The sequence below is a fragment of the Chryseobacterium sp. CG10_8 genome, from assembly GCF_058117085.1.
This window is the reverse complement of record NZ_JBYVEB010000001.1, coordinates 52,614-78,647: the sequence shown is the minus strand read 5'-3', so window position 1 is coordinate 78,647 and position 26,034 is coordinate 52,614. Positions and strand designations below refer to the sequence as shown.

Sequence of the window (26,034 nt, the reverse complement as noted above, 5' to 3'; positions counted from 1 at the left end):
TAAATTTTTAAAATTACTTTCAGAATGATTAAGGTTCATTCTCTCAAACCTTGGTGAATTCACAAGGCAAAATTTCAAATAACCAATGAAAAAAGCACCATTACAAAGCCGTTCAACACCTATTTAGCCAAAAATGAAACTCTTTTCCATTGACTGATAAAAAGCATTATTTTTATTTTTGTAACACAATATGCCACAACTTACCTAAAAGTACAGCTAAAGCATAGATACAGCATGAAAACAAGACCTCAACGCCTTTGCATTTACCCAAAAGATATTGCCCGAATCACAGGAAAGAGTGAACGCTTCTCTCGTGACCTCATTCAACGGATTAGGTTAAAGTTGGGCAAAGAAGATCATCAATTTATTACCATTGAAGAGTTCTGTAATTACGCAGGAATTGATGAGGAAAAAGTAAAGGAAATAATTAGAGATTAACCTTGTCATTTATTGGATAGGTTAGTGGAATTTCTTATATTTGTATCACTAAGATTTGAGCAAAATTGTTGTATTTCACGAGGTGGAATATTCGGTTACCTTGAAAATCTCCCTTTCCGAAAAGTACTATCATTAGGCAATAAGAAAGAAAGCATATATTCCTGGAGAAACCACTTAAAGCCCGATTTATATCGGGCTTTTTTTTTTCATAGTTTTTTCATAAAAAAAATCAAGATGAAGAAAGTCCATCTTGATTCTATTGAAATTCTTTTTTTTAAAAGCCAAAATACCTATAGCTTCAGCAAGCAAAATTTAGCTCTTTTTATTTACTTATTTTATCATTAAACGATTTAATTAACTTCAAAGTCGATTGGTCAGTTGAGAAAACGGAATTAAGACCTTGCGGTTCATGCGGTGGATCAGAAGTAAAATCTTCACCTTTATCCCATTTGCCATCTTTAGGATTATTTTTAGCGACACCACTGTAACCCCAAAAATTAGCTGCAGTTAGTGGTGAGTTATCTTTGATATTTCTAGACAACTCTTCGAAAACATATTGATAATATTGATTTCTAAGGTCTATATTGGCAGTTCTGTCCAAACTCTCCTGTTCGCGTGGAAACCCAAACTCCTCCAAAACCATAGGTTTGTTAAGTCGCTTTGCAATAGGAAGATGCTCATCGATATAGGATTGAGTGCTGTCTATAGCTACTTTTAAGCTATTTTTTTCATCATTTTTATTGTACCAAAGCCAGTTTTTGGGCCATATATGAATTGTAAGATAATCAATATTAGGGTCTGCATGGAGTTTTTCGAAAGTTTTAAGGCTAACCGCAGTTCCATACTTCCCTTCAGAACCCGTGGTAACCAAATGGTTTTTATCCAAACTTTTCACCTTCTTAGTCACTTCCGCAGTCCACGAAAGGAATGGCGCTTCATTCGATTTGAAAAAACTTCTTGGCTCATTAGCTATTTCCCAGGCCATAATCGCAGAATCATCTTTGTACTGAACTCCATTCACCGTGTTTTTGCGGTTAACAATCATCTCAACATGCTTCAAGTACTGATTACGACAAGGCAAACAAGAATGAAACTCTGTCAAATATTTTGTAAACTCGTCCCATGACATTTCGGGATAAAGGTTAGGAATCTTAAAAAGTCCATATCCATTCCATTCTAGGTACTGGCCAATTCCTCCACTCCACTCCCAATTGTTGGAAAAATAGACAATCGCAGTCATATCTCGCTTACGAAGTTCATCAAGAAAGACATCAAGACCTTTCAATAATTTTTCGTCATAGACGCCCAATTGAGGTTGTGTAGCTGGACTTACGGTATATTCCTTCTCTCCACCTTCGGAACTCGCCAAAACCCTTAGATTAACAATCCCATTCGCTTTCATTTCGTCCAATTCCTTTCTCAGCCTTTCATGTTGCGTCTCATCCGCGCCCAACATCGGTCCATACCAATAATTGGCACCGATATAGTGATAAGGTTTTTTATTTTTTACAAAATGAGTTCCTTCCACACTAACAAAGCGATTAGAAGAACACGAAAAGACCAATAAACAAAAGGTAACTACCCCAAAAAAACGTTGTATCATTAATAAAAATCTTGTCCTCCAATTTATAAAAAAAATTGAGAAGGCAATATTTTTAAAAAAAACCGAATTGAAGGAAAGGGTAATAGGATTAAATCTAGTCAAAATTTAAATTAAATTTTTGTATTTAATAACACTGAAAACCTACAATAATACAGGAAAAATCAAAACGAAAACGTAACTTTGCGTCAAACCAATTTCCGCAAGCAATATGGCAAAAATTCTTAGAATCTATCCAGGAAATCCTCAAGAAAAAATGATTGAAGAAGTGGTCAGCACTCTTCTAAAAGGTGGACTCATCGTCTATCCTTCTGATACCATCTATGCTTTGGGTTGTGATATCAACAATATCAAAGCCATGGAAAAACTGGCAAAACTCAAAGGAACCAAATTAGAAAAATCACAATTTTCTATCATTTGTAACGACTTGAGTCACCTCTCGAATTTTACCAAACCGATTGACAATTCGGTTTTCAGGTTATTAAAGAGCCATGTTCCTGGTCCATTTACCTTCATTTTGGAAGCCAATAAAAACCTTCCTTTAGCCTACAAGGGACACAAAACAGTGGGAATTAGAGTTCCGGACCATGAAATCCCTAGATTGATTGTCGAAAAATTGGGAAATCCAATCGCTTCAACATCTATTCGCGACGAAGACGAAATCATCGAATATTCTACCGACCCAGAACTTATTGCCGAAAAATATGGAAATCTAGTGGATTTGGTCGTTGATTCGGGTTATGGTGACAATGTTGCTTCTACCATTGTTGACCTTACATCTGGTGAACCAGAAATTATCAGACAAGGAAAAGGTGAATTATAAATGACTCTTTCTTCCAAAAATTACCAAAATTACTCGATAGGGATAATCTTAATCTTTGTCATCAATCTCTTGTCATTTGAGGGTAAAAACTTTCTAACTGCAATTACGGGTGAGCAAGGATTGACCACCAATAATTTTGTCGCTACAAGAATCTTTTTCTGGATCATACTTGGACTTATGTTCCTCTATGCCCGATTTGTCGAAAAAGGCCGATTCTTACTTTTCGAAGAAAAAAAATACAGTCTCACTTTCACGCTTCTATCTGTTCCAATTCTGTATTTCATTTGTATTTTCGGGAGTATTATTCTCAAGATAATTCTAAATCAATTTATCCCGGAAGAATACAGTGTAAAATTGGAGCAAACTTTCAATTTATTGAGAAGAAACTTTTTTTTAATCTTACTGACATGTCTTACCGCAGGCGTAGTCGAAGAAATGCTATTCCGAGGATATATACAACCACGATTAAGGTTGATGTACAACAAGTGGGTTGCCATTATTGTTAACTCTTTGCTATTTGGATTTCTACATAGTCCTTATGGAACCATTGCCAATACTTTGATTCCACTTTTTATTGGACTCATTTTTTCTATTTTTTATGAAAAGTATAGAAACATCAAAATCCTCATCGCTTGTCATTTTCTATTTGATTTTGTCACTTTGATGTTAATTAACATGCAACCAGTAAAAGCCTTCCTAAATTTTTAAAATATGAAAATACTTCTTTCTCCAGCAAAACTGATGGGCGTAGATTTCAAAAGTGACCTTCTTAGAAGCTCTACTCCAAAATTTGTTCAAAAATCTGCAGAAATACAATCTTTTCTGAAAGAAAAATCTCCTAAAGATTTACAGCAAATGATGTCCATTTCGGATAAGCTAGCTGACGAAAACTGGGATCGAAATCAAAAATGGAAAACCAATCCAAGTCCGAAGAACTCAACGCAGGCGATTTTCGCATTTCAAGGTGAGGTCTATCGTGGATTAGATGCCAAATCACTTGAAAAAGAGCAATTGGATTACCTTCAAAAAAACCTTTTCATGCTTTCTGGACTTTATGGAATGTTAAAACCTTCCGACAAAATAATGTTGTATCGTTTGGAAATGGGTTCTAAATTTTCTTTTGAAAAAAATAAAAATCTCTACGATTATTGGTCAGAAACACTCACCGAATATCTTAATTCTCAACTAAAATCAAAGGAGTTTGTTCTTAATCTCGCAAGTGAAGAATATGCAAAAGTCATCAATAGAAAGGCTCTAAAAACACCAATTATCGACGTCGAATTCAAAGAGTACAAAAATGGTGAACTCAAAGCCATTATGGTGTTCTTCAAACATGCAAGAGGACTCATGGCGAGATACTGCGCCGAAAAAAATGTAAAAACGTTAGACGAAGTCAGTGCTTTCAATTACGACAACTACCTTCTTAACGACGAGCTTTCTACTCCACAAAAATTGGTCTTCACAAGATAAATTCCCCTCCTTTGGAGGGGTGTCAAAAAATTACTTTAATTTTTTGACGGGGTGGTTTCCATATTTCAAATAGAGAAAAATGACATTATTAGAACTCAAACGATATTTCAAAAAAGAACTTTCTGACCAATACGACGAGTCGGAAAGTGCACATTTGTTTTATATTTTTTGCCACGAAATCATTGGATTCGACCGATTTCAGTTTCGCCGATTTTCGCATCAAGATGTATTGTTAGGCGACAAAGAATCTTTTGATGAAATTCTCTACGAACTCAAATCAGGAAGACCTTATCAACAGATTTTAGGCGAAGAAGAATTCTACGGATATTCTTTCTTTGTGAACGAACATGTATTAATTCCTCGTCCTGAAACCGAAGAACTGGTCGAATTGGCGATTGAAAAAATTAAAAAACTGGCTATTCTTAACGATGCAAAGCATAGTGAAGAATCTCGACAGCTTCAAAATCCCTCCTTACTCAGAATGACTAAAACATTAAAAATTCTTGATATTGGAACAGGAAGTGGAGTCATCCCAATTATTCTGAAAAAGCACTTCCCACAAACCGAAGTCTTTGCTCTTGATATTTCCGAAGCTGCTTTGGAGGTTGCCAAAAAAAATGCAACAACGCATGAAACAAAAATCCAATTTCTTCAAAAAGACTTTTTGAATGAAAGTCTCGGAGAAAAATTTGACATCATTATTTCAAATCCTCCCTATATCGGGATTGATGAAAATTTCGAAATCGAAGATTCTGTAAAAGGTTTCGAACCCAATATAGCACTCTTCTCACCGACTTCTGACGCACTCATATTTTACCGAAAAATTGCAGAATTCGCACAAACTAACCTCAACGAAAACGGAATGATTTTCCTCGAAATCAATCAAAAATTAGGTGACAAAACTTTAGATTTATTTAAAAATTTCAAAAACGCTCAATTGTTGAAGGATATTTCTGGAAACGACAGATTTGTGGTGGTCGGTTGAATTATGAGTTAGGGGTTTTGAGTTTAGGGTTTAAGATTACAAGTTTAAAACAAGAAATCATAAACACACAACTAGAAACTTAACCTATTCTCTTTTTCACAAAAACTTCATAAGCCATGTAGATCAGCGGAAGAGACATGATTCCAAGGAATTTCGCATTTTCCATTGCGGTTTCAGATTGCATTGCAACAGCATACACTAAACCAAAAAAAGCACCTCCCAAATGTGCAGAATGCCCAATATTATCTCCAACTCTTGGATTTAGCATTGCATATACAGAGTACCCAAAATACAATAGACCAAAAAGATACCCCGGTAAAAAATTAACCGAAATAGCATCCGGGGCTAAAGCTACCGCTGCGAACAAAATACCGGAAACTCCTCCACTTGCTCCTAAAGCACTGTACCAAGGCTGACTTTTGTACAAGTAAAGTGAAAATAGATTCCCAAAAAGTATAGAGCCAAGATAAATAATTAAATATCCTATCTCTCCAAATCCCTGAACGAGGCCGAACTCAGTTAGTGCACCATAAATTACAGTATTTGAAAAGAAAAACAGCGTTAACATATTCATGAAAAAATGCATCCAATCGCCATGTAAAAAACCTGACGAAAGCAACCTTACATATTCATTATTTTGAAGAATAGCGCTAACATTAAACATGTATTTTTGTTTAAACCTCGGATTGGTTTCTCCAATATAAGTCACTACACCTGTTACTACTAATATGAGAATTAACATTGTACTCATAGTTGATTGTTTTAATTTTTAAAGCCTAACAAATACACCCCAATTCACAAAATCTGCTTGAAATTTGTGGGCATTGAGCGTCCCTTGTAAACCAATTTTGGGACAAATATAATATTTAACGGAGGCATTCCAATACATTTTGGGAGGATTAGGTCCCTCGAAATAAAAATATTTTCCCAAGTTACCAGCCAAAGCAACTTTTCCCATTTTTAGTTCTGCTCCAAGACTGGCTCCCCAACGAAAATGCTCATAAGAATTTGCTAAATAAGACGGTGTGTCTTGATAATTATTGGCATCATAGGTCTCGTCATAATAGCTCCCATCCAACCCAGCTCTCACAGCAATCACATTATTAAGAAAACGGTTATATCCAACATAATATCCCATTCGGAAGACCCCTTCTTTCATGCGATATTTCCCTCTTCTTCCCACTCCAGCCGAAACTTCGAAACCGTTTTTTTTCATTGCCTCTTCCTCTTTAACTTCTGTTTCGGTACTATTGAATGCTAAATCTTTTTTAATCCCCAGATTAAATCCAACCATATTGATTCCCGCATTAGGAATCCTAAAACTTCCGTTAGAGTAATGTATAAAATCAAGACTTCCAAAAACTTCGAAACCGCGCCCTAAATCGTATTCAGGCTTAATTGCTGCACTAAAAACCCCATTAATGTGACTTCCGAAAATGTGGGTTTCTCTATCGGTCAAAGCTGTTTTGGTGACATAAGAAAGTCCAAAGCCTGGTATCAAGAAAACACGAAATCGCTTCTTCCCTACCAAACGAAAATCGACTTCACCTACCAATCCAAAAGCCTTTCCATAGGAGTAGCCCCAAACAATTCCATCAAAATCAGAATATACCGCACTCAAAGAAATATTTTCTGCATTAAGAAAATCGATCCAATCTGCATCTTCGGGATTTAGTTTTTTGACCAAGCTAATTTTATAGGATTCGGTGTGGTTGCTTTCTCTTCCTTTGAAAGTTCCCGTCGCCTTTCCATTAAACATCGAGAGCGAAACAGCATATTCCTCCTTTTCTTGTCCATCAAAAAAAAGCCCACAAAAAAAAAGTGAAATCATCATCCACTTTTTTAGTTGAAGTTCTTGAAACCTCATCATTGAACTTTCTGTATTTCTAAAGGAAACTTAGCTCCTTCTGGTACAATTAAATCGGTATCGATATAGTATTTGCCATCCTTTTCAAAAATATCCAACTGCATATCACTGTTATAAAATTCTCCCTTTTGTAATACTTCATATTGAAAAGAAATTTTGTTCTCCTCTTTATCTTTCCAACCCATACTTCCAAAAAACACAGACAGTCCTTCCTCTTTTGGCTTATCAAACTCTTGATAAGATCTGTAAACGTGAACATTGTCATTTTCCAAATCCGACATATCAATTTTCAATTTCGCATAATAAGGACCTTCTCCCTGAGCTTCAATACATTGGAATTGATAAATACCTTTCCATTTTTTTCGGTCTTCAGCAGAAAGCTCGTTTGCGTCACTTGGGGAATCAGCATCTGTTATAGCTTGTTCTTCCTCACTATTTGAAACAATCGAAACAGAATCTTCAATATTATTAAAGTTTTCTTCAGAAGATACCTCCTCCTTTTCCATTGTTTTGAAAAAATATTCGGAAACCCCAAAACCAATGGCTATTCCTATCAAAAAAACCATCAAAAACCAACCCCACTTCTTCATGTCCGATTATTCTTCTGGTTGGTCAAAAAGACTTTCTATTCTTCCTTCAAAATCATCTCCTTCATCAGCAACATCTACAATTTCAATTTCTGGTTCTTCCTCTTCAACTGGCTCTGGAATTGTAATATTGATGGATTTTACTTTTTCTTTGATAAACTGATTTCCTATCGCTTTAATCCCTTTAATTGAAATAAATTCGTCTAAATCGTAAGTCTCGTTCTCTTTCTGATTTCCTTTTTTGTCTTTTGCGTAAATTACTTCAGCCTTCGTTCCGTCAGAGGTTCCAACAAACTCGATAAAGGATTTGTCATGTTCTGAAGGCATAAAGGACTGTATATTGTTAGTGACTTCCAGCAAGAATCGTTTGATAAAGTACATCTGCTTTTCGCCATCGAAATAGATGCAAGTAATGGCTTGTTCTGGCTTCCATTTTTCGAGAATCAAATATTCGTCGTCAAAACGATTGCTGAGATCAAATGAAACCAGTTTTGCTTCACCTTTGGTATTGATGGTCAAAATTTTATCATCTCCTTTGAAGGTTCCCAGCAAACTTCCTCGCGCATCTGCATTTAATCTTTTTACTACATCATCGAACCAAATTCTTCTTGGAGCCAATGTCGAAACTCCCTCTTCTTTGAGGTCAATTTTCTTGATTGGATATTTGGTGACCAAATTTCCTTTGGAGTTACGACCTTTTATCCCTAATTCGGAAAAGTCGATATCCAACTTATTTTTCCTAATGCGTGGATTAGGCTTCAAAAGTACGTTGACGACTTCGGCTTCACCATTAGGATTAACCGAAAAATATAAGACTTCTGAACCTTTCTCCTCAGAAGCAAGAGGATATTCGGTATTTCTTGTAATCGAGGTCACCGAAAAACGCTTCATATAGAATGGGCCAACTCGACCTTCTCTATAAATCATGTTGTATACAGTACGCTTGTCGTTTTTCTTCCAAATCCCAACGTGTAGGATATCTTTACCAACAAAGGTTTTCTGTTCTACTTTCACCACCTGCATTGTTCCGTCTTTTCGGAAAGTAATAATATCATCCAAATCCGAACAATCGAATAGATATTCGTCTTTCTTAAGCGATGTCCCAATAAATCCTTCTGCAAAATTAGCATAGAATTTTTCATTAGCTACAGCCACTTTGGTCGCATCAATGGTGTCAAAAACTCTAATTTCGGTTTTTCTTTCTTTGTCTTTTCCGTATTTCTTTTGGATATTTTGATAATACTCAATAGCATACGGAATCAGATGTGCTAAATGATGCTTAACCCGCTCTATTTTTCCTTCAAGAGCTGCAATATTTTCTTTGAATTTATCTAAATCGAAACGAGAAATTCTTTTGATTCGGATTTCGGTTAGCTTCAGAATATCTTCTTGGGTAACTGCTCTTAATAAGTGTTTGGTGTGAGGTTTGAGTCCTTCATCGATAGTGACCAGAACATCTTCCCAAGTTTTGACTTCTTCAATATCATGGTAAATTCTATTCTCGATGAAAATTCTTTCTAAGGAAGCAAAATGCCAGCTTTCCTGCAATTCGTGCAACTCGATCTCTAATTCCTTTTTCAGTAAAGAAACCGTGTGGTCGGTGTTCATCCTTAGAATCTCCGAAACTGACAGAAACATTGGCTTATCACCTACAATAACACATGCATTAGGAGAAATCGTTACTTGACAATCTGTAAAAGCATACAATGCATCTATCATTTTGTCAGGTGAGACATCATTGGTCAAATGGATAAGTATCTCTACCTTGTCGGACGTGTTATCTTCGATCTTTTTGATTTTGATTTTACCTTTATCATTGGCTTTCAAAATCGAATCAATAAGGTCGGTGGTATTTCTGGAAAAAGGAAGCTCTGTGATAACCAAAGTAGTCTTATCTTGCTGAACAATCCTAGCTCTGGCTCTTACTTTTCCTCCTCTTTCACCATCATTATATTCCGAAACATCCAAAAATCCGCCAGTGATAAAATCAGGGAAAAATTGAAATTTCTTTCCTTTCAAATATGCAATGGAAGCGTTGATTAATTCATTGAAATTGTGAGGCAAAATTTTTGTTGAAAGTCCTACACCAATCCCCTCTACACCTTGCGCCAACAAAAGTGGAAACTTTACAGGTAAATCAACTGGCTCGTTATTTCTCCCATCATAAGACTTGGACCATTCCGTGGTTTTAGGGTTGAAAACAACTTCCAGCGCAAAAGGCGTAAGTCTGGCTTCGATATACCTTGCCGCCGCCGCAGAATCTCCTGTATAAATATTTCCCCAGTTTCCCTGAGTATCAATTAAGAGTTCTTTTTGCCCAATTTGCACCATTGCATCTGTAATGGAAGCGTCACCATGAGGGTGATATTTCATCGTATTACCGACAATATTAGCCACTTTGTTGTAGCGACCATCCTCCAGCTCACGCATAGAGTGCATAATTCTTCTTTGTACCGGCTTGAAACCGTCAAAAACAGAAGGAATCGCTCTATCCAGAATTACGTAAGATGCATAATCCAAAAACCAGTCTTTGTACAGACCTGATACTTTCTTCAGGGAATCGCCTTCGTGCGAATGTTCTTCAGTCATCGTTATGTTCCTCTAATTTTCTTTCTTTGTTATTCTTTATCGTCCTATTCAGGGAATATTTTAAGTCACCTATTTCCTTTTTGGTGAGATAAGAAATGTCATATTTTAAAATAATAGCATGGCTTTTTTTGCTGGAAATTGTAATATATAATCTCTTAAAGAAAAAACCATTCAAAACTTCATATTTAAGCAATTTGTATTTGGGAAACTCATCACTTAGATTCTTATCAAATAAGAACGAAATAACATTCCTATTTTTAAAATTAAGTGCCTCTCCATCACTGTCATATTCGAAAATCTGTCTCCCTCTAATATAAAAACCAATAATTAACAATACAGGGATTATTAAAAAAAGATACTCTTCATACCCAAACCTTTTCAGTACTTTTCTCTCAAAAAAGAAAAAAGCCATTCCTGCTGTGAGTATCATTAGCAAGGCTGTCCCAAGAAAGTTATAAATGGGTGTTTTATTACGGTTACTCAGTCTCATCTGTTTCTTATTGTGTTTTTTGCTGAATCGTAGAACGTTTACGACATATATTTATTTTCAAATTAATTATTCCACTTCTTCGAGTTTCTCTTTCTTTTCGATATTATTATCCTCCACAACAAGATTCTCCAGAATAAAATTCTGTCTATCAGGCGTATTTTTACCCATATAAAACTCTAAAAGTTGCTCAATCGTCTGATCCTTACCAATTACCACTGGCTCCAAACGAATATCTTTCCCAATAAAATGTTTGAACTCATCTGGAGAAATCTCTCCCAAACCTTTGAATCGAGTAATTTCAGGATTCTTACCTAACTCTTGCAAAGCTTTAATCCTTTCTTCATCGGAATAACAATATCTGGTCTCTTTCTTATTTCTCACCCTGAACAATGGAGTCTGAAGAATGTACAAATGTCCATTTCTTATCAAATCAGGAAAAAACTGAAGAAAAAAAGTAATCATCAACAACCTGATGTGCATTCCGTCCACGTCGGCGTCGGTTGCAATCACTACTTGATTGTATCTTAAATCCTCTAAAGAATCTTCGATATTAAGTGCAGCTTGCAAAAGGTTGAATTCTTCGTTCTCATAAACCACTCTTTTAGTTAATCCATAAGAGTTGAGAGGTTTTCCACGCAATGAAAATACAGCTTGAGTTTCTACATCTCTTGATTTAGTAATAGACCCGGAAGCTGAATCTCCCTCGGTAATAAATATCTGAGATTCTGACTTTCTTTCCGCTTTTTGGTCGTTATAATGCTGTCTGCAATCCCTCAACTTTTTATTGTGAAGCGAAACTTTCTTCGCTCTTTCCCTTGCTAGTTTCTGAATTCCAGAAAGCTCTTTTCGTTCCTTTTCAGAAGTCATAATCTTCTTCTGAATCGCATCTGCCGTTTCTTGATTCTTATGAAGATAATTATCAAAATGCTTCTTCAAAAAGTTTAGAATGAAGGTCCTCACTGTTTCCAAGCCTGGTCCCATTTCATTTGACCCCAATTTGGTTTTGGTCTGAGATTCAAAAACAGGTTCGATTACTTTGATGGAAACCGCAGCAATGATAGACTTTCTGACGTCCGCTGCTTCAAAGTTTTTATTATAAAACTCTCGGATCGTTTTGACATAAGCTTCACGAAACGCCGCTAAATGCGTTCCTCCTTGAGTTGTATTTTGTCCATTAACAAAAGAAAAATAAGTTTCTGACTGAGACTTATCGGAGTGCGTAATCGCAACCTCAATATCTTCCTCTTTAAGGTGAATGACTGGATACAAGATTTCGCCCTCAATTTCTTCATGAAGCAAATCCTTCAACCCGTTCTCCGAATAAAAAGTTTCTCCATTGAAGATAATTTTCAATCCAGGATTAAGATAAACATAATTGCGGAGCATTCTCTCGATATACTCCCTTCTGAATTTAAAATTTTGAAATATTTCGTGATCTGGGATAAAGGTAATTTCTGTCCCGTTGCGATCGCTGGTATCTGTCTCCGTATGGTCTTGAGTGATAATTCCCTTTGAGAACTCTGCAACCTTCATTTTGCCTTCTCGGAAAGACCTTACTTTGAAATAATCCGAAAGTGCGTTCACCGCTTTGGTACCAACTCCATTAAGACCCACCGACTTTTTGAAGGCTTTGCTATCGTATTTACCACCAGTATTCATTTTAGAAACTGCATCAACAACCTTTCCTAGCGGAATTCCTCGCCCAAAATCTCTGATATAAGCCTTTCCTTCGTCAATTTTGATTTCGATTCTCTTGCCCGATTTCATCACAAATTCGTCAATCGAGTTGTCGATAATCTCCTTCAGTAAGATGTAGATTCCGTCGTCGGCAGAAGAACCGTCGCCCAACTTCCCGATGTACATCCCTGGTCTCTGACGAATATGCTCTTGCCAATCAAGCGTCCGTATATTTTCTTCGGTATAATTCACCGGATTATTCTGACTCATATATTTCTACTTCTATCTTTTGCGCTAATCAACAAATATAATTATTTAAGAAAAAATCTGAAAGTTTTGTGGATAAAAACTCTGTTTTTCAGCATTAAAGGTCAAAATTAAAACATCCATACCTTGTGAAAAATCTACCTAAAAATCTTATTTAAAATTTATCAATCTGATTTTCAATTATATAAACCAAAACTTTAAAATATTTTACTACTTTGTATTGCATAATACTGTTTTTATTACATATCTTTGTAATGTAAAGTTAAAGGTTAAACTTTGAACATCGTAAAATCAACACACTAATAGCTTATAAAATCAATGAATACAGAAAATACAAAAGCGCAAATGCGCAAAGGCATTCTGGAGTTCTGCATTTTGAGTTTGATTAATCAGAGAGAAATGTACGTTTCGGATTTGATTGAAGAACTAAAAAAAGGAAAGCTGGACGTGGTAGAAGGAACACTCTACCCCCTTTTGACAAGACTAAAAAACGCAGAGTTTCTTACCTATAGATGGGAAGAATCGACTGGAGGACCACCAAGAAAATACTATCAAATCACAGAAAAAGGTAAACTTTTCTTAAACGAATTACAAAACACATGGTTTGAGCTGACCGAATCTGTAAACCATATCACCAAAAATCATTAAAATCCATAACTATGAATAAAACACTCTCTATAGGACTCGCTGGTTTCTCTTTCATGATTGAGGAACACGCTTATATCAAACTGAGCGACTATCTTGCTGCTCTTAGAAAGTCTTTGGATAAGAACGAAGCAGAAGAAGTCATGCACGATATAGAAATCCGAATGGTTGAAATCTTCCGAGATACATTAGGAAGAAGAGAAGTTATCAATGACACCGATGTAGAAAAGGTAATCGCACAAATTGGTAAACCAGAAATCATCGAGGAACAAGAAGAAGCCTATTATTCTGAAAATATCACTGATAGAAAGAAGAGCTCCAATAAAACCGAATCAGGCCAAAAACAATTATTCCGTGATCCGGAAAGAGCAAAATTAGGTGGAGTCTGCGCTGGTCTTGCTCATTACATTGGGATGGACATTACTACGATGAGAGCTATTTGGTTAGCTATCGCAGTACTTGGAGTTTTTACAGCAGCAATTTCTACTTCACTAATAGTACTCATCTACCTCATTCTTTGGATAGTGCTCCCAAAGGCTGTTACGGCTTCCGATTTTTTGAAAATGAAAGGTAAGCCGATGAATTTTGATAACCTGAAAGAAGAATCCAATAAAATTGTACAATTCACTAACGAAGCTGGACAAAAAGTAGGAGAATTTTATCAAGAAAGTAAGCCTATTATCACAAAAGCTGGAAGCGGACTTTGGGATGTGATAAGGATCTTTTTCGGAATCATATTTACCATTTTTGCCTTTTCTAGTCTGATGGGGATCTTCTTTATCATTGGCTTTATAGGTAACTCAGAAATACAAGGTATGGACAACCTTAACTTCTACTTTGCAGAAAATAATATGAACTATGTTCTGAAGTCTATAATGGTTCTTGGTTCATTACTAGTTACCCTTTTCTTTAGTCTTTTGGCGGTAAAATTAATCTCGCCAAAAACCAAACTTAGAAATGTGGGATATGTTATTGGTGGGATTTTTTTAATAATGATATCATTAGGAACATATTTCGGTTTCTCAATGGCAAAAATCGAAGCTCAATACAAAGGTGAAAACAATGACACAGAAGAAATTGCCATCAATACTACCTCTGACAGCATCTTTGTTGATGTTAAAGAAGTGAAGATCCCTCAAAACTTCACAGCATATGAAAGTGACTTATACTCAGACAAGAAGGATGTTTACATAGAGGATAATATCTATGTAGAAGTCATCAGAAAAACGGACATCAAAACTCCATATCTCGTAGTCAAAAAGAGAGCAGATGGATATAATATCCCGCTTGATTTAGATATTCCGATCGAAATCGTAGGTAATAGAATCAATTTTCCGAACTTTATCAAACATCCATACAAACATCGCTTTAGAGACTACCACTTAGACTACGAACTAGTAGTCCCTCAAAATATGAAAGTAATCAAATTAAATGATTTCGTCGATGTAAGTGGTGACCTTGATGAAAATGGCGTAGACGAAGACGGCAATAATAGCACCAACAGACAGTCATCCAGTGCAATTTCTATCCGCAATGGAAGAAACTCTATACAAATCAACAGCAACAATGGAGACAGCATCAAAATTAATGGAAAAATGTACTCCAGAGAAGAAGCTGACCATATTTTGGATTCTTTAGATATCGACTTTAGAGATGTTAAAGACATCAATGTCAAAATTAAGAACGGTAAAAAAGAAGTTTCCATCAATAACAACTAATTGAGAGTGGATAAGTAGAAAGGCGGAAATTGAAAAACATTCAACAAAAACCGCTTTTCTCTTATTCTTTCTACGAAAAATTAAACAAATTTTAACATTTGTTAAGCATTGAATTCAAAAAAATGATGTAATTTCGTACTTCGAATTACGAAAGTGATTCAGAAAAATTAAAAATTAAAACGCAATACCATGGTACAATTTGTTTTAGCGGTGGTTATGAAAATAGTTGATTTCATCACCGGTTTATTTTAAGGGCAACAATAATTCAATATATTTGTAGGGTATAACCAGTCATGGTTATGCTCTTTTTTTATCTATTATAAGAAAAATATGAAGAAACTGATAGGAAGTCTTGCTCTCAAATTAATGGGATGGAAAGTGGTTCTACAAGGAGATGTCAATAATCTCGATCGATGCATTTTGGTAGTCGCTCCACACACCCACAACATGGAGTATATTTTGGGAAATTTCGCCTATTGGAAACTGGGAAAAAACCTAAAAGTCATTATCAAAGATGCGCACACCAAAGCTTGGTATGGATTCATTGTAAAAGGCTTAGGTGGAATCGGTATCGACAGAAGTCAGAAAAATGACCTTGTAAAGTTTGTTGCAGACCAGTTCAAAAAGGAAGATTTTTCCCTAGTTATTACTCCAGAAGGGACTCGCAAAAGAGTAGATAAGTGGAGAAAGGGGTTTTATCACATGGCTTTGGAAGCAAAAGTTCCGATTGTTTTGGCCGCAGGAGATTTTAAGAAAAAAATTATTTATTTGGGTTATCAAATTCCCTACGAAAAAATCGCCAGCGAATCTTTTGAGGACCTCATGGAAGAAATCCAAGACTATTACATCAAAAATGATGTACATCCTAAAATTCCTGAAAACTGGAATCCTAATATCTACTAATGATGAATGATGAATGATGAATGATGAATGATGAATGATGGATGATGAATGATGGGTGATAGATGATGGATGATTAATATAGAACTTTAAACCATTTACACTTATTGAAATTTAGAACAAAAAAAATGGACGAAAACAGAAAAAAAGAAATCCTTGATAAGCTAAACAATTGGACTGGTGAAAACCTTGGAAAAACCCTTGATATTGTTTTTACAGATGTAGATGACGAATCACTCAGCGCTTCAATGCCTGTGGTTCCCAAAGTACATCAACCTTATGGAATATTACACGGTGGTGCAAGTTGCGTTTTAGCGGAGACTTTGGGATCTTGTCTTTCGGTCATCCATGTCGACATGGAAAAAGTAGCGCCTGTCGGGACCAACATCAATTCCAATCATTTGCGCGCGATTAGAAGTGGTGTTATCACAGGAAAAGCAACTTTTATCAGAAAAGGAAATTCACTGCACGTTTCCCAAATAGAAATCCGAGACGAAAAAGGCAATCTCATTAATCATACAACCATGACTAATAATATTGTTCCTCATTCCAAACTGTAAAATGTTAGTTTTTAAACTTCCTTTTCAAGAAAAAATATACCAAACGGACGGAAAACCTAGCGTTTCTTTAGCGGCGTTTTATTCTTTTGACAATCAAAAGACCATTCATTTTCAAGGAAATTTAGAGGAAATTTCGACAGAAGAACTACTTCTATTCAATCTAAAACCTAAACAGCAAGATGTAACCTATCATGTTGAAGGCCAACAAGAGTACCTTCAAAAACTAGGTGAAGTCATCTCCTTTATTAAGGAAAATAATTTGGCTAAACTTGTGTTCTCACGAAGAAAAATTATCGAATACCAGCACATCAATTTTGCCACTAGCTTCCAAAACCTTTGTGAAACTTTTCCTAATGCTTTTGTCTACCTATTTGAAAATGAGGGAGAGATTTGGATGGGAGCGTTCTCCGAACTTTTAGGGAAATTCAATAAAGTAACTAACGAGTTTGAGACCATGAGTCTTGCGGGAACTCTACCTGTGGATGAAGATTGGACTAGCAAAGAAATCGAAGAGCAACAGCCTGTTACAGATTACATCAGGACAATCTTGAAAAATTATTCATTAGAAGATGGGATTAAAGAGTCTGCGACCTTCGACCATATTTCAGGAAACATTAAGCATTTGAGAACGGATTTCAAGACAAAAATCGAAAGAAAAAATCTCGAAAAAATCATCCAAGAGCTTCATCCAACACCAGCTGTATGTGGTATTCCTAAGGAATTATGTAAGACGGCAATTTCCGAGTTCGAAAAGTACCCTCGTGAATTTTACGCTGGCTATTCCCAAATAGAAACAGAAAGCGAAATTCTATTTTTCGTGAATCTTAGATGTGGAAAATTCTATAAAAACGAAGCTCACCTTTTCGTTGGAGGCGGTATTACTAAAGATAGCAATCCAGAAAAGGAATGGCGAGAAACCGAACTAAAATCAGAGGCTATTTTGAAAAACCTGTCTATTTCTTAACCGCTAATTTGCTCCAAGTATTCATCACAAAAACGCCTATAATACCCAATATACCAGCTCCTAATGAGAATACAAATTTGGTATTATCATTATGCATAAATCCCAAATTCCAATCGATAGCATAAAGGTTGATTCCAATGAAAAGGATAAATACGGCTAAAAATATTTTATAAACAGTCTGCATCATTTAAAATTAAAAATTAACGTAGGTAGAAAATAACTGCGCAAAGTTAGCGGTAAATAATTTAATAGCAATCGCTAAAAGAATAATTCCGAATACTTTTTCAATAATTTTCAAGGTTCCTTCTCCAATGAATTTCTCTAACCAATTAGCAGATTTCAGTACTATAAATACCAAAATAGTATTAAGAATAATCCCAAAAATAATATTAATGTCGTGAAATTCGGCCTTCAAAGAAAGAGTTGTGGTCAAAGTTCCTGCTCCTGCAATTAGTGGAAATGCAATCGGAACAATCGAAGCAGACTTAGCTTCCGCATGTCGCTGAATCTGGATTCCCAAAATCATTTCTAAAGCAATGATAAAGATGACAAATGCCCCTGCAATTGCAAACGAGTTAACGTCAACTCCAATAAATTTAAGAATCTTATCTCCAACAAAAAGGAAAACAATCATCAAAAGTCCAGCAACAATTGAGGCTCTCCCTGATTCTATTTTTCCAAATTTTTGTTTTAAACTTACAATAATTGGAATAGAACCAATGATATCAATTACCGCAAAAAGCACCATAAAACAAGTTAGTACTTCCTTCCAAGAAAAATTTTCCATTGATGAAATTTATTAATTCGGCAAAAATAGTAATTATTTTTGACTATTTACTAATCTGCGAATAAAGAGATTGCACCGCTTCTAAAAGCTCTTCCATTGTCTCACGATGATGCATTGGAGCGTATTTTTCCATATGAACACGACGAGTAAGGTTCTGGTAAGAATCGCTCATTTGGCTTCCAAACTGCTTTTCTACCACTCCTTTGAAATCTTCGCCATCACCAACAAAATACTGTTTTCTGATGGAAGCATCCAATTCTTCGAAAGTACCGAAAAAGCCATCAAAATCATCATTACCAATCTGATGTTTCATGTATGAAACATAATCATTAAAATCAGATTTGAGTTCATTTTTGATTTGGTTTTCAGTTTCTTCCACTCCCACAATAGGTTTTGCAGGATTGTTAATTTTAGCTTTATTTTTTTTGAATTTTGGAAATATTAAAAACGCTAACCCAACCAAACTTAACAACCCAAAATTAATCATAATGGTTCTCCATCGGAAATTCTGCTTCTTATCAACCTTCAATGGTTCAGTCTTGATGACAGGATTATCGACAGTTTCCAGAACATTGTTGGTGTATTCATTAATCCTTTCCATCGTTGACCTGTCATCCAAAATCTGCTCATGAGTCAATGACATAATATCTAATGTCTTAGCTCCTACATCCACATATTTTTTAATTTCAGGATTAAAGAACGCAAAGCGATCGGTGGCAATCTTAAGAACTCCCGTTCTTTTGGGAACAATAACATAATCTGCAACGATTTCTCCTGTGACACCAGACTCTTGAATACTCATCCTCTCCGTAATCTTAGGCTGGAAAACATCATAATCTACTGATTCCAAAATTTTCGGAATTACCACATCTTGAAAGTTTCCTTTCCCAGAAACCTTCAACTGTACCATGAAAGGTTTTTGTATTTCTGCTTTGATCTCAGTTGGTGTCGAAATCCCTACTTTGAAATCTCCAACAGCATTTTTGAAACCCGCAGGCGCTTCTTCGGGTAATTCTTTCACCTTTAGTTTTACCTTGTTGGAAATCAGCTTTCGTGGGTCACCAACATAATTAGCCGAAAGAGGTTCTATCTCTACATTTCCAGTTTCACCAGAAAAAACCAAAAAAACAGCCATCACCTGCGAATTTACTTGTCCTGCAGATGTTTCTATTTCTTGCTTTACATGATGAATTGGTGTAAAATCAATATTATCCTGATCTGGAAATTGAATATCTTTTACTCTTCTGAAATTGTTATAGTTTTTGGAATAAGCTCGTAAAACAGCGATAGCAGGTTCGTTTCTATAAACTTCATCATTTTCTACCTCCAAATTGAGATACATGTCGCGGTCTTTGACTACTTTTTTCTCGCCAATCACTTTTCGATCAGCTTCTTTCACAAAAATATCGATAGGTTCGGTCTTGTACTGAACTCCATTAACCGTAACTAGCGCAGATCCTAGTCTAACTTTCCCTGGCTGTTTTGGCTGCAGAACAAATTGCACAATGACTTGTCTAACCAAACCATCATCTAATAAAATTTCGTTATTATCGGACGCATTACCAACAACATTGAATTTAGAAAAATCGGGCAATCTCAAAGGGGTTTCCTGATTAATGCTAGCTCCCTTTAACTCCATGATTACTGTAAAGGTAAAATTCTGATCCACGCGAAACTCCTTCTCTTCGGTTCGCGCGTCCAAAAGTACCTGTCCATAATGAGAAATGGACAATAAAATGAAAAATATGGAAGTTAACTGTTTCATCACCAATCCTTCTCATTGCTTTCGGGCATTGAGTAGGAGTTTTTATTCAAAATTCGTCTTGCCGTTTCTTTTTCCTTTTCGGACATGCGATTAAGGATAGCCTCTTCTAATCCCTTCGGCAAATTACTTTTTTGATTCTTATCTTCATCTTCGGGTTCTCCGTTGTTATTGTTTCTTCGACCTTGATCTTGTCCATTGTCTTGGTTAGACTTCTTTTGTTCGTCATCTCCGTCTTTGGACTTATCTCCTTGATCTTTCTTCTGATCTTTCTGATCCTGTTGATTTTTATCCTGTTTTTCTTGGTCGTCCTTATTATCTTTCTGATTTTTGTCTTGCTGCTGTTGTTTTAACTTGGCAATTCCAAAATTCTTCTGAGTCGCCTCATTATAAGGATCAAGCTTTAGGGATTTTTTATAATATTCGGCTGCTTTTTCGGGTTGATTCTGCTTCATCATCGCATTTCCCATATTATGCAAAGCAGCCGCTTTGTCAGATGGAGATTTCGAAAGTCTTTCTGCTTTCTGAAACTCTGACTGTGCTTCTGCATACTTTCCACTTTTATAAAGCGAATTCCCTAGGTTGTAATGACCTGCAAAATCCTTTTCATTTTTCTTTACCGCATCCATGTACTTAGAAGCCGCATCGTCATATTTTTTCTTGTCAAAATCTTGATTTCCTTCATACAAAAGAGCATCATAACTCTTCTGTGCAAAAACCATATTTACACTAAAAAGTACTAACAATAATGAAAGAAAAAAGGCAAGTCTTTTCATGCTTACAAAAATATCTCTTTATATGTTAAAAAGTAAGGTGATAAATGTTAAATTTGGGTTAAAAGAGGCTAAAAACCAACGTTTTTACTAAAATCTACAAATTGAAGTCACGTTTTGGATTGAACAAATAAATCACCAAAAAGAAAAATACAGAAATCGCCAGAGGAATTTGATAATAATGTTGTGCATTTTCTGATTTCACTGTTGAAACAGAAGCTCCGTTCTTCCGACTAAGCGCATCCGCAATCTGTTGTGGAGCACTATTAAGATTATTACCATCAATGTAAGTACCACCAGTATTTTGAGCGATATCAACCAAAGCACGGGCTTCTCTTTTGGAAATCACCGTTTCGCCTTCGCGATCCATTTTGTAACCCATTAATTGACCAAACATATATTCGGGAACAGGAGCTCCCTGCTCAGAACCAACTCCCACAGAAATAACCGAAATACCTTCTGCATTTGCTAGTTTGGTTGCCGCATCTTGATTCCCTTCATTATCTTCTCCATCGCTAATTAGCACCACTCGCCTTCCTCCTTTTTCTACATTACGAAACTTATATGCCGCTTCTTCCATGGCACGTAGAAAATCAGTTCCCTGCACTTTCATCATCTGAGTTTCGATTCCGTCGATATATGTTTTAGCTGCTGTATAATCGGTTGTTAAAGGCATTATTGATGTCGCTTCCCCCGCAAAAATGACAATTCCTACTCTATCATTGGTCATCTTTTCCAAACTACTAATCATCACATTTTTGGCTTCTTGTAATCTGCTCGTTGACACATCTTCCACATTCATTGAGTTAGAAATATCCAACAAAAAAATTACGTTATTCATACGCTGCTGTGCTTTGACTTCTTCTGAGCCATAAAGGAAATCAACAATCGCCAAAATCAGAAAAAAAGAAGCAATGAAATAAAAAATTGGAACCAATCGAGAAAAACTAGATTTCTTTTCGAACAGATTCGCTTGAAATTTCTCATCTGAAAACACATTTTTTCTCCCGCTCTTCCATCTCCTGTAGGAAACAATAATGATTACTAATACTGGTAAAAGTAAAAGCAATAATAAATACCATCCATTTCCAAAAGTCCAATTCATGTATTGGTTATAATCTAAAAATTTAACTTAGAAACTTAAATAACACCCATCTTAACACCGCGTCAATCAACAATGTTGCTAAAGCAATCCAAAGAAAGAATCTAAAATACTCGTCGTAATTATATAATTTGGAAGACTTAACATTGGATTTTTCCAATTGGTTAATTCCATCATAAACTCGTTGTAAACTTTCGTTAGAAGTCGCTCTAAAGTATCTTCCTCCTGTGGTCTCTGCAATATCTTTAAGGGTAGGTTCGTCAATTTTGACTTCCACCTGATTGAAAACCAAATCACCAAAAATATCAGTCTGCGTTGGCATCAATGCATAGCCGTTGGTTCCCAATCCTATCGAATAAACTTTGATGTGATTATTTTTTGCGATTTCTGCCGCTAATTGTGGAGACATTGCATTCTCAATCGTATTAACTCCATCAGTCATCAAGATAATAATCTTACTTTTTGCTTTGCTATCCTTCAAGTGATTAACAGCAACCGATAGACCTTCTCCAATAGCAGTCCCAGGTTGTAACTCAACAGGGTTAAGATTGGATAATTCGTCCAAAACAACTTGATGGTCCGACGTCACCGGGACCTTCGTAAAAGCCTCACCAGAATAGGTTACTAATCCAATACGGTCGTTAGTCCTTTGACTAACAAATTTTTTCGCAATTCCACGTAAAGCCGACAAACGGTCAGGCTCCAAATCCTTCGCCAACATACTCAAAGAAACATCCACCGACAACATAATATCTATTCCTTTGGTATCATCTCGGTTCTCTGCAATGGTAAATGTTCGTGGTCGTGCCAAAGCAATAATGAGGGAAGAAAGGATAACGTACTTGGAAATTTTCAGAAGAAACATGACAAAAAGAATGTTGCGATCTTCCGTCATCCCAGAAATTGTGGGTACTGCAATTCCTATTCTCTTTTTCTTCCTAATATCAATGATAATTAAAGGAATAAAAAGCTGAAATAACAATAAAAACCACGGACTATACCATTCGAAACTCAAAAAATCTATCCTCATACTACACTCCCGTTCTTAAGCTTTCTATCTCCAAATCTTTGGATGCCCGTTTTACAAAATCTCGAATATCTATAAAGTCTTTTTGCATGACGTCTTGAGATGGGAAAATTTTCGCAAATTTCACATTATCACCTCTCAAAAATACTTCTTCAATAATTTTTTCGTTCTGTGGAGAAATAGAATTGGTTTTCTTCATCACAGAAATCAAATCATCCGTCAAAAGTACATCGGCAGGAATGCGATATTGTTGCGTGATAAAATTTCTAGTAATATCGATTAACTCTACATAGAAAGATCGATAATTACCCGATTCCATATACTTTTTCTTTTCCAAAGCATCTAACGCTTTCAGGGTTAGGTTGGTCATTTTAACAGGACTGCTGTTTTTCCTTCTTGCATATTTGCTAAACACAATCACCAAAAAGATAATAGCAATTAATGCTAAAAATGCCAATACATACCATTTGTACAATTCCCAATAATCAATCAAATGAAGTTGAGACTTTTTGTTACCCATGATATCAGAAATCTCCTCTCCTTTTTGAGCGTTATTAACCACTTCCAATTCATAAGGAATGGTGAATAAAATTTCTCCACCTACATTAAATTCAAAAGACGGAATGGTAAATTTCCCCTCTTCAAAAACCGCAAAATTGATTTTCCTTTCGTAATCGTTTTTATCAAGACTAATGCTGTCACTTGATTCTTCAAAATGAAAAGGGAGCAATTCATTTTTAGGAGCAGCAGTTACCATCTTTCCAGACAAATTAGTAATCCTTACTGTATATGTATTGACCTCTCCAAGAGCTACCGTCTTCTTCTCTAACCTTGAGAAAATTGTTTGCGCATTGATGATTACAAAACCTAGTACAAACAAGAGCAAAACACTTCTTTGCAAAAGGTTCCAAAATAAAAATCCTGATTTCTTCATGCTCACTTCTCGCATTTTACTTTTTCTTGAAATATCGATACAAAAATTTCGAATAATCCTCTCCTGCCTTGATATCTAATAAATCTGCAGAGGCATTTTCGAAATCGTCTTTCAGTTTTTTTACTTTTAATTTTTGATTTTCAGCAAAATTATATCTCCACCTTTTGGACGAGGTATTAACCCAAATTTGCTTTCCTGTTTCTACATCTCGAAACAAGGTATATCCGATGTCTGGTATTTCGTTATCCTTTTCGTCAGTGATTCTAAGACCAAGAAACTGGTGCTTTTTGGCGACAACTTTTAGGTTTTTTTGGTCATATTCGTCTTCAAAATCAGAAAACATAAAAACCAAAGATTTTCTCTTGAAAATCCCCATCATATATTGCATCGCCACATCAATATTGGATTTAGCGGGAACATATTCTGCTGACAAAATACTACTCACTATCGCTAAAATATGCTTTCTTCCTTTCGCTGGTGGAATTACCTTATAAACCTTGTCTGCAAATAGAATCAATCCTACTTTATCGTTATTACCTGCCGCTGAAAAACCCAAACTTGCTGCAATTTCTGCAACATATTCTCGCTTTAGCTGAAGGTGGGTTCCATAATCCATAGAGGCAGAAATATCAACCAAAAGCATCATCACCAACTCACGCTCCTCCTCCATAATCTTCACGTAGGGTTCGCGGAAACGAGCGGTTTTGTTCCAATCTATTCTTCTGATTTCATCACCAAATTGATAAGGCCTAACTTCAGAAAAAGTCATCCCTTGCCCTTTGAATGCACTATGATATTGCCCCATCAAAGTAGCCTCCGAATTCTTTCTAGAACGGATCTCTATTTGTTTTACTTTTTTGACAATATCTTTGACTTGCACCTTAAATAATAATTGATAGTTGATAAATGATGATTGATGAGTAATTATTTACTTTTGATTAAAACGAAATTTTGAACTCCGCTGAATCTTTTTGAAGCCTTCAGTTTCTTTTCAAACTTTCAAATTATTCGAACCTTTTGAACCTTCAAACAATCGAATCTTTACGGAGCTTGAACTCGACCCAAAATACGCTCAACAATTTGTTCTGAAGTCACTTCTTCCGCTTCCGCTTCAAAGCTTAATCCAATACGATGTCTCAATACATCTTTTGCAATCTCTTTAACATCTTCAGGAATAACAAATGCTCTGTTCTTCAAGAACGCCATTGCTCTCGCTGCAATCGCTAGATTAATCGAAGCACGAGGCGAAGCTCCGAAATTGATATAATTTTTGAGTTCGGACAGACCATATTTAGAAGGATATCTCGTAGCAAACACCATATCCAAGATGTACTTTTCTACTTTTTCATCAAGGTAAATTTGGTTAATCAAATTTTTTCCAGCCACCACATTACTCAGATTGATGATAGGTTTGATTTCAGGGATATGAGATGTAGAAACCATTCTCATCACTTTTCTTTCGTCTTCGAACTCTGGATAATCAATTTTACACTTCAGCATAAATCGATCACTCTGAGCTTCCGGCAAAAGGTATGTCCCTTCTTGGTCAATAGGGTTCTGTGTTGCTAAAACCAAAAATGGCTTAGGCAATTCCATGGTCTCATCACCAATGGTCACTTGCTTTTCTTGCATGGCTTCTAACAGCGCCGACTGAACTTTGGATGGCGCTCTGTTAATTTCATCAGCCAAAACAAAATTGGCAAAAATAGGACCTCTCTTAATAGAAAAATCGTTGTCTTTGATATTATAAATCTGAGTCCCAATCACATCCGCAGGTAATAAATCTGGAGTAAATTGGATACGAGAATACTTCCCATCAACCGCATCCGCCAAAGTCTTAATTGCTAAAGTTTTTGCTAATCCAGGAACCCCTTCCAACAAGACGTGGCCATTACCCAGAAGACCAATTAACAAACGGTCTACCATATACTCTTGTCCGATAATGACTTTGTTGATTTCTTGTTTTAGAAGAGAAAAAAAGTAATTCTGTTCTCTTACCCTTTCATTTAGTTGTTTAATATCCTCTGCTTGATGTAATTCTGACATATTCTTTTATAATAAAAAACGAG

General features: G+C 35.8%; 26 protein-coding genes. 10 read left to right on the top strand and 16 right to left on the bottom strand.

Going from position 1 to position 26,034, the window contains the following annotated elements:
• The first annotated feature begins 234 nt into the window (after positions 1–234).
• A complete protein-coding gene (locus AC4AGG_RS00345; protein WP_489769974.1) occupies positions 235–438 on the top strand; it encodes a hypothetical protein in 204 nt (67 codons plus the stop codon).
• A gap of 322 nt (positions 439–760) precedes the next feature.
• Here AC4AGG_RS00345 and AC4AGG_RS00340 read toward each other — a convergent pair whose 3' ends face one another.
• The gene (locus tag AC4AGG_RS00340) at positions 761–2,041 is read right to left on the bottom strand and encodes a glycoside hydrolase 5 family protein (RefSeq protein ID WP_489769973.1); all 1,281 of its coding nucleotides are present in this window, start codon (positions 2,039–2,041) and stop codon (positions 761–763) included.
• A gap of 208 nt (positions 2,042–2,249) precedes the next feature.
• Between AC4AGG_RS00340 and AC4AGG_RS00335 the strand changes: the two genes are divergently transcribed.
• The 4 genes from AC4AGG_RS00335 to prmC all read left to right on the top strand — a co-directional run bounded on the left by AC4AGG_RS00335 (position 2,250) and on the right by prmC (position 5,316).
• Entirely contained in the window at positions 2,250–2,861 is a 612-nt protein-coding gene (locus AC4AGG_RS00335) for an L-threonylcarbamoyladenylate synthase (RefSeq protein ID WP_489769972.1), read from the top strand.
• Positions 2,862–3,569, top strand: a complete 708-nt coding sequence (locus tag AC4AGG_RS00330) for a CPBP family intramembrane glutamic endopeptidase (protein ID WP_489769971.1) — start codon at positions 2,862–2,864, stop codon at positions 3,567–3,569. It begins immediately after the preceding gene.
• 3 nt (positions 3,570–3,572) lie between these two features.
• Complete coding sequence (yaaA, locus tag AC4AGG_RS00325; protein WP_489769970.1) at positions 3,573–4,331, top strand: peroxide stress protein YaaA; 759 nt, start codon at positions 3,573–3,575, stop codon at positions 4,329–4,331.
• Between the two features lie 79 nt (positions 4,332–4,410).
• Entirely contained in the window at positions 4,411–5,316 is a 906-nt protein-coding gene (gene prmC, locus AC4AGG_RS00320) for a peptide chain release factor N(5)-glutamine methyltransferase (protein ID WP_489769969.1), read from the top strand.
• Between the two features lie 79 nt (positions 5,317–5,395).
• Here prmC and AC4AGG_RS00315 read toward each other — a convergent pair whose 3' ends face one another.
• From AC4AGG_RS00315 to AC4AGG_RS00290, 6 genes are all read right to left on the bottom strand, one after another.
• Complete coding sequence (locus tag AC4AGG_RS00315) at positions 5,396–6,067, bottom strand: rhomboid family intramembrane serine protease (RefSeq protein WP_489769968.1); 672 nt, start codon at positions 6,065–6,067, stop codon at positions 5,396–5,398.
• 18 nt (positions 6,068–6,085) lie between these two features.
• On the bottom strand, positions 6,086–7,186 hold the full coding sequence (locus AC4AGG_RS00310) for an acyloxyacyl hydrolase (RefSeq protein ID WP_489769967.1): 1,101 nt from the start codon (positions 7,184–7,186) through the stop codon (positions 6,086–6,088).
• Positions 7,183–7,773, bottom strand: a complete 591-nt coding sequence (locus tag AC4AGG_RS00305) for a hypothetical protein (protein WP_489769966.1) — start codon at positions 7,771–7,773, stop codon at positions 7,183–7,185. The genes AC4AGG_RS00310 and AC4AGG_RS00305 overlap by 4 nt, the downstream gene beginning before the upstream one ends.
• Positions 7,774–7,779: 6 nt before the next feature.
• A complete protein-coding gene (locus AC4AGG_RS00300; RefSeq protein WP_489769965.1) occupies positions 7,780–10,359 on the bottom strand; it encodes a DNA gyrase/topoisomerase IV subunit A in 2,580 nt (859 codons plus the stop codon).
• Positions 10,352–10,849 carry a hypothetical protein gene (locus AC4AGG_RS00295; RefSeq protein WP_489769964.1) on the bottom strand — a complete coding sequence of 166 codons (498 nt, stop codon included), beginning with the start codon at positions 10,847–10,849 and terminating at the stop codon, positions 10,352–10,354. The genes AC4AGG_RS00300 and AC4AGG_RS00295 overlap by 8 nt, the downstream gene beginning before the upstream one ends.
• Positions 10,850–10,915: 66 nt before the next feature.
• Entirely contained in the window at positions 10,916–12,796 is a 1,881-nt protein-coding gene (locus AC4AGG_RS00290) for a DNA topoisomerase IV subunit B (protein WP_489769963.1), read from the bottom strand.
• Positions 12,797–13,111: 315 nt separating this feature from the next.
• Here AC4AGG_RS00290 and AC4AGG_RS00285 point away from each other — a divergent pair, with 315 nt between their 5' ends.
• The 5 genes from AC4AGG_RS00285 to AC4AGG_RS00265 all read left to right on the top strand — a co-directional run bounded on the left by AC4AGG_RS00285 (position 13,112) and on the right by AC4AGG_RS00265 (position 17,580).
• The gene (locus AC4AGG_RS00285) at positions 13,112–13,441 is read left to right on the top strand and encodes a PadR family transcriptional regulator (protein ID WP_489769962.1); all 330 of its coding nucleotides are present in this window, start codon (positions 13,112–13,114) and stop codon (positions 13,439–13,441) included.
• Positions 13,442–13,452: 11 nt separating this feature from the next.
• The gene (locus AC4AGG_RS00280) at positions 13,453–15,156 is read left to right on the top strand and encodes a PspC domain-containing protein (protein WP_489769961.1); all 1,704 of its coding nucleotides are present in this window, start codon (positions 13,453–13,455) and stop codon (positions 15,154–15,156) included.
• Positions 15,157–15,486: 330 nt separating this feature from the next.
• Positions 15,487–16,059, top strand: coding sequence for a 1-acyl-sn-glycerol-3-phosphate acyltransferase (locus tag AC4AGG_RS00275; RefSeq protein WP_489769960.1), 573 nt, complete (start codon positions 15,487–15,489; stop codon positions 16,057–16,059).
• A gap of 125 nt (positions 16,060–16,184) precedes the next feature.
• The gene (locus AC4AGG_RS00270) at positions 16,185–16,616 is read left to right on the top strand and encodes a PaaI family thioesterase (protein ID WP_489769959.1); all 432 of its coding nucleotides are present in this window, start codon (positions 16,185–16,187) and stop codon (positions 16,614–16,616) included.
• Position 16,617: 1 nt separating this feature from the next.
• The gene (locus AC4AGG_RS00265; RefSeq protein WP_489769958.1) at positions 16,618–17,580 is read left to right on the top strand and encodes a chorismate-binding protein; all 963 of its coding nucleotides are present in this window, start codon (positions 16,618–16,620) and stop codon (positions 17,578–17,580) included.
• Here AC4AGG_RS00265 and AC4AGG_RS00260 read toward each other — a convergent pair.
• The 9 genes from AC4AGG_RS00260 to AC4AGG_RS00220 all read right to left on the bottom strand — a co-directional run bounded on the left by AC4AGG_RS00260 (position 17,570) and on the right by AC4AGG_RS00220 (position 26,011).
• Positions 17,570–17,767, bottom strand: a complete 198-nt coding sequence (locus tag AC4AGG_RS00260; protein WP_489769957.1) for a hypothetical protein — start codon at positions 17,765–17,767, stop codon at positions 17,570–17,572. The genes AC4AGG_RS00265 and AC4AGG_RS00260 overlap by 11 nt on opposite strands.
• 6 nt (positions 17,768–17,773) lie before the next feature.
• The gene (locus AC4AGG_RS00255; protein WP_489769956.1) at positions 17,774–18,367 is read right to left on the bottom strand and encodes a MarC family protein; all 594 of its coding nucleotides are present in this window, start codon (positions 18,365–18,367) and stop codon (positions 17,774–17,776) included.
• A gap of 43 nt (positions 18,368–18,410) precedes the next feature.
• Positions 18,411–20,132, bottom strand: a complete 1,722-nt coding sequence (locus tag AC4AGG_RS00250; protein ID WP_489769955.1) for a BatD family protein — start codon at positions 20,130–20,132, stop codon at positions 18,411–18,413.
• Entirely contained in the window at positions 20,132–20,905 is a 774-nt protein-coding gene (locus tag AC4AGG_RS00245) for a tetratricopeptide repeat protein (protein ID WP_489769954.1), read from the bottom strand. The genes AC4AGG_RS00250 and AC4AGG_RS00245 overlap by 1 nt, the downstream gene beginning before the upstream one ends.
• 94 nt (positions 20,906–20,999) lie before the next feature.
• Positions 21,000–22,007, bottom strand: a complete 1,008-nt coding sequence (locus AC4AGG_RS00240; RefSeq protein ID WP_489769953.1) for a vWA domain-containing protein — start codon at positions 22,005–22,007, stop codon at positions 21,000–21,002.
• Positions 22,008–22,029: 22 nt separating this feature from the next.
• On the bottom strand, positions 22,030–23,034 hold the full coding sequence (locus tag AC4AGG_RS00235; RefSeq protein WP_489769952.1) for a VWA domain-containing protein: 1,005 nt from the start codon (positions 23,032–23,034) through the stop codon (positions 22,030–22,032).
• Position 23,035: 1 nt separating this feature from the next.
• Entirely contained in the window at positions 23,036–23,965 is a 930-nt protein-coding gene (locus AC4AGG_RS00230) for a BatD family protein (protein WP_489769951.1), read from the bottom strand.
• A 16-nt stretch (positions 23,966–23,981) separates the two neighbouring features.
• The gene (locus tag AC4AGG_RS00225) at positions 23,982–24,845 is read right to left on the bottom strand and encodes a DUF58 domain-containing protein (protein WP_489769950.1); all 864 of its coding nucleotides are present in this window, start codon (positions 24,843–24,845) and stop codon (positions 23,982–23,984) included.
• Between the two features lie 161 nt (positions 24,846–25,006).
• Entirely contained in the window at positions 25,007–26,011 is a 1,005-nt protein-coding gene (locus AC4AGG_RS00220; protein ID WP_489769949.1) for an AAA family ATPase, read from the bottom strand.
• Positions 26,012–26,034: the final 23 nt, after the last annotated feature.

Bases quoted from the DNA above. Each gene is read 5' to 3' on its own strand.
- AC4AGG_RS00345 (WP_489769974.1), top strand. From the start codon at position 235: ATGAAAACAAGACCTCAACGCCTTTGCATTTACCCAAAAGATATTGCC.
- AC4AGG_RS00340 (WP_489769973.1), bottom strand. From the start codon at position 2,041: ATGATACAACGTTTTTTTGGGGTAGTTACCTTTTGTTTATTGGTCTTT.
- AC4AGG_RS00335 (WP_489769972.1), top strand. From the start codon at position 2,250: ATGGCAAAAATTCTTAGAATCTATCCAGGAAATCCTCAAGAAAAAATG.
- AC4AGG_RS00330 (WP_489769971.1), top strand. From the start codon at position 2,862: ATGACTCTTTCTTCCAAAAATTACCAAAATTACTCGATAGGGATAATC.
- yaaA (WP_489769970.1), top strand. From the start codon at position 3,573: ATGAAAATACTTCTTTCTCCAGCAAAACTGATGGGCGTAGATTTCAAA.
- prmC (WP_489769969.1), top strand. From the start codon at position 4,411: ATGACATTATTAGAACTCAAACGATATTTCAAAAAAGAACTTTCTGAC.
- AC4AGG_RS00315 (WP_489769968.1), bottom strand. From the start codon at position 6,067: ATGAGTACAATGTTAATTCTCATATTAGTAGTAACAGGTGTAGTGACT.
- AC4AGG_RS00310 (WP_489769967.1), bottom strand. From the start codon at position 7,186: ATGATGAGGTTTCAAGAACTTCAACTAAAAAAGTGGATGATGATTTCA.
- AC4AGG_RS00305 (WP_489769966.1), bottom strand. From the start codon at position 7,773: ATGAAGAAGTGGGGTTGGTTTTTGATGGTTTTTTTGATAGGAATAGCC.
- AC4AGG_RS00300 (WP_489769965.1), bottom strand. From the start codon at position 10,359: ATGACTGAAGAACATTCGCACGAAGGCGATTCCCTGAAGAAAGTATCA.
- AC4AGG_RS00295 (WP_489769964.1), bottom strand. From the start codon at position 10,849: ATGAGACTGAGTAACCGTAATAAAACACCCATTTATAACTTTCTTGGG.
- AC4AGG_RS00290 (WP_489769963.1), bottom strand. From the start codon at position 12,796: ATGAGTCAGAATAATCCGGTGAATTATACCGAAGAAAATATACGGACG.
- AC4AGG_RS00285 (WP_489769962.1), top strand. From the start codon at position 13,112: ATGAATACAGAAAATACAAAAGCGCAAATGCGCAAAGGCATTCTGGAG.
- AC4AGG_RS00280 (WP_489769961.1), top strand. From the start codon at position 13,453: ATGAATAAAACACTCTCTATAGGACTCGCTGGTTTCTCTTTCATGATT.
- AC4AGG_RS00275 (WP_489769960.1), top strand. From the start codon at position 15,487: ATGAAGAAACTGATAGGAAGTCTTGCTCTCAAATTAATGGGATGGAAA.
- AC4AGG_RS00270 (WP_489769959.1), top strand. From the start codon at position 16,185: ATGGACGAAAACAGAAAAAAAGAAATCCTTGATAAGCTAAACAATTGG.
- AC4AGG_RS00265 (WP_489769958.1), top strand. From the start codon at position 16,618: ATGTTAGTTTTTAAACTTCCTTTTCAAGAAAAAATATACCAAACGGAC.
- AC4AGG_RS00260 (WP_489769957.1), bottom strand. From the start codon at position 17,767: ATGATGCAGACTGTTTATAAAATATTTTTAGCCGTATTTATCCTTTTC.
- AC4AGG_RS00255 (WP_489769956.1), bottom strand. From the start codon at position 18,367: ATGGAAAATTTTTCTTGGAAGGAAGTACTAACTTGTTTTATGGTGCTT.
- AC4AGG_RS00250 (WP_489769955.1), bottom strand. From the start codon at position 20,132: ATGAAACAGTTAACTTCCATATTTTTCATTTTATTGTCCATTTCTCAT.
- AC4AGG_RS00245 (WP_489769954.1), bottom strand. From the start codon at position 20,905: ATGAAAAGACTTGCCTTTTTTCTTTCATTATTGTTAGTACTTTTTAGT.
- AC4AGG_RS00240 (WP_489769953.1), bottom strand. From the start codon at position 22,007: ATGAATTGGACTTTTGGAAATGGATGGTATTTATTATTGCTTTTACTT.
- AC4AGG_RS00235 (WP_489769952.1), bottom strand. From the start codon at position 23,034: ATGAGGATAGATTTTTTGAGTTTCGAATGGTATAGTCCGTGGTTTTTA.
- AC4AGG_RS00230 (WP_489769951.1), bottom strand. From the start codon at position 23,965: ATGAAGAAATCAGGATTTTTATTTTGGAACCTTTTGCAAAGAAGTGTT.
- AC4AGG_RS00220 (WP_489769949.1), bottom strand. From the start codon at position 26,011: ATGTCAGAATTACATCAAGCAGAGGATATTAAACAACTAAATGAAAGG.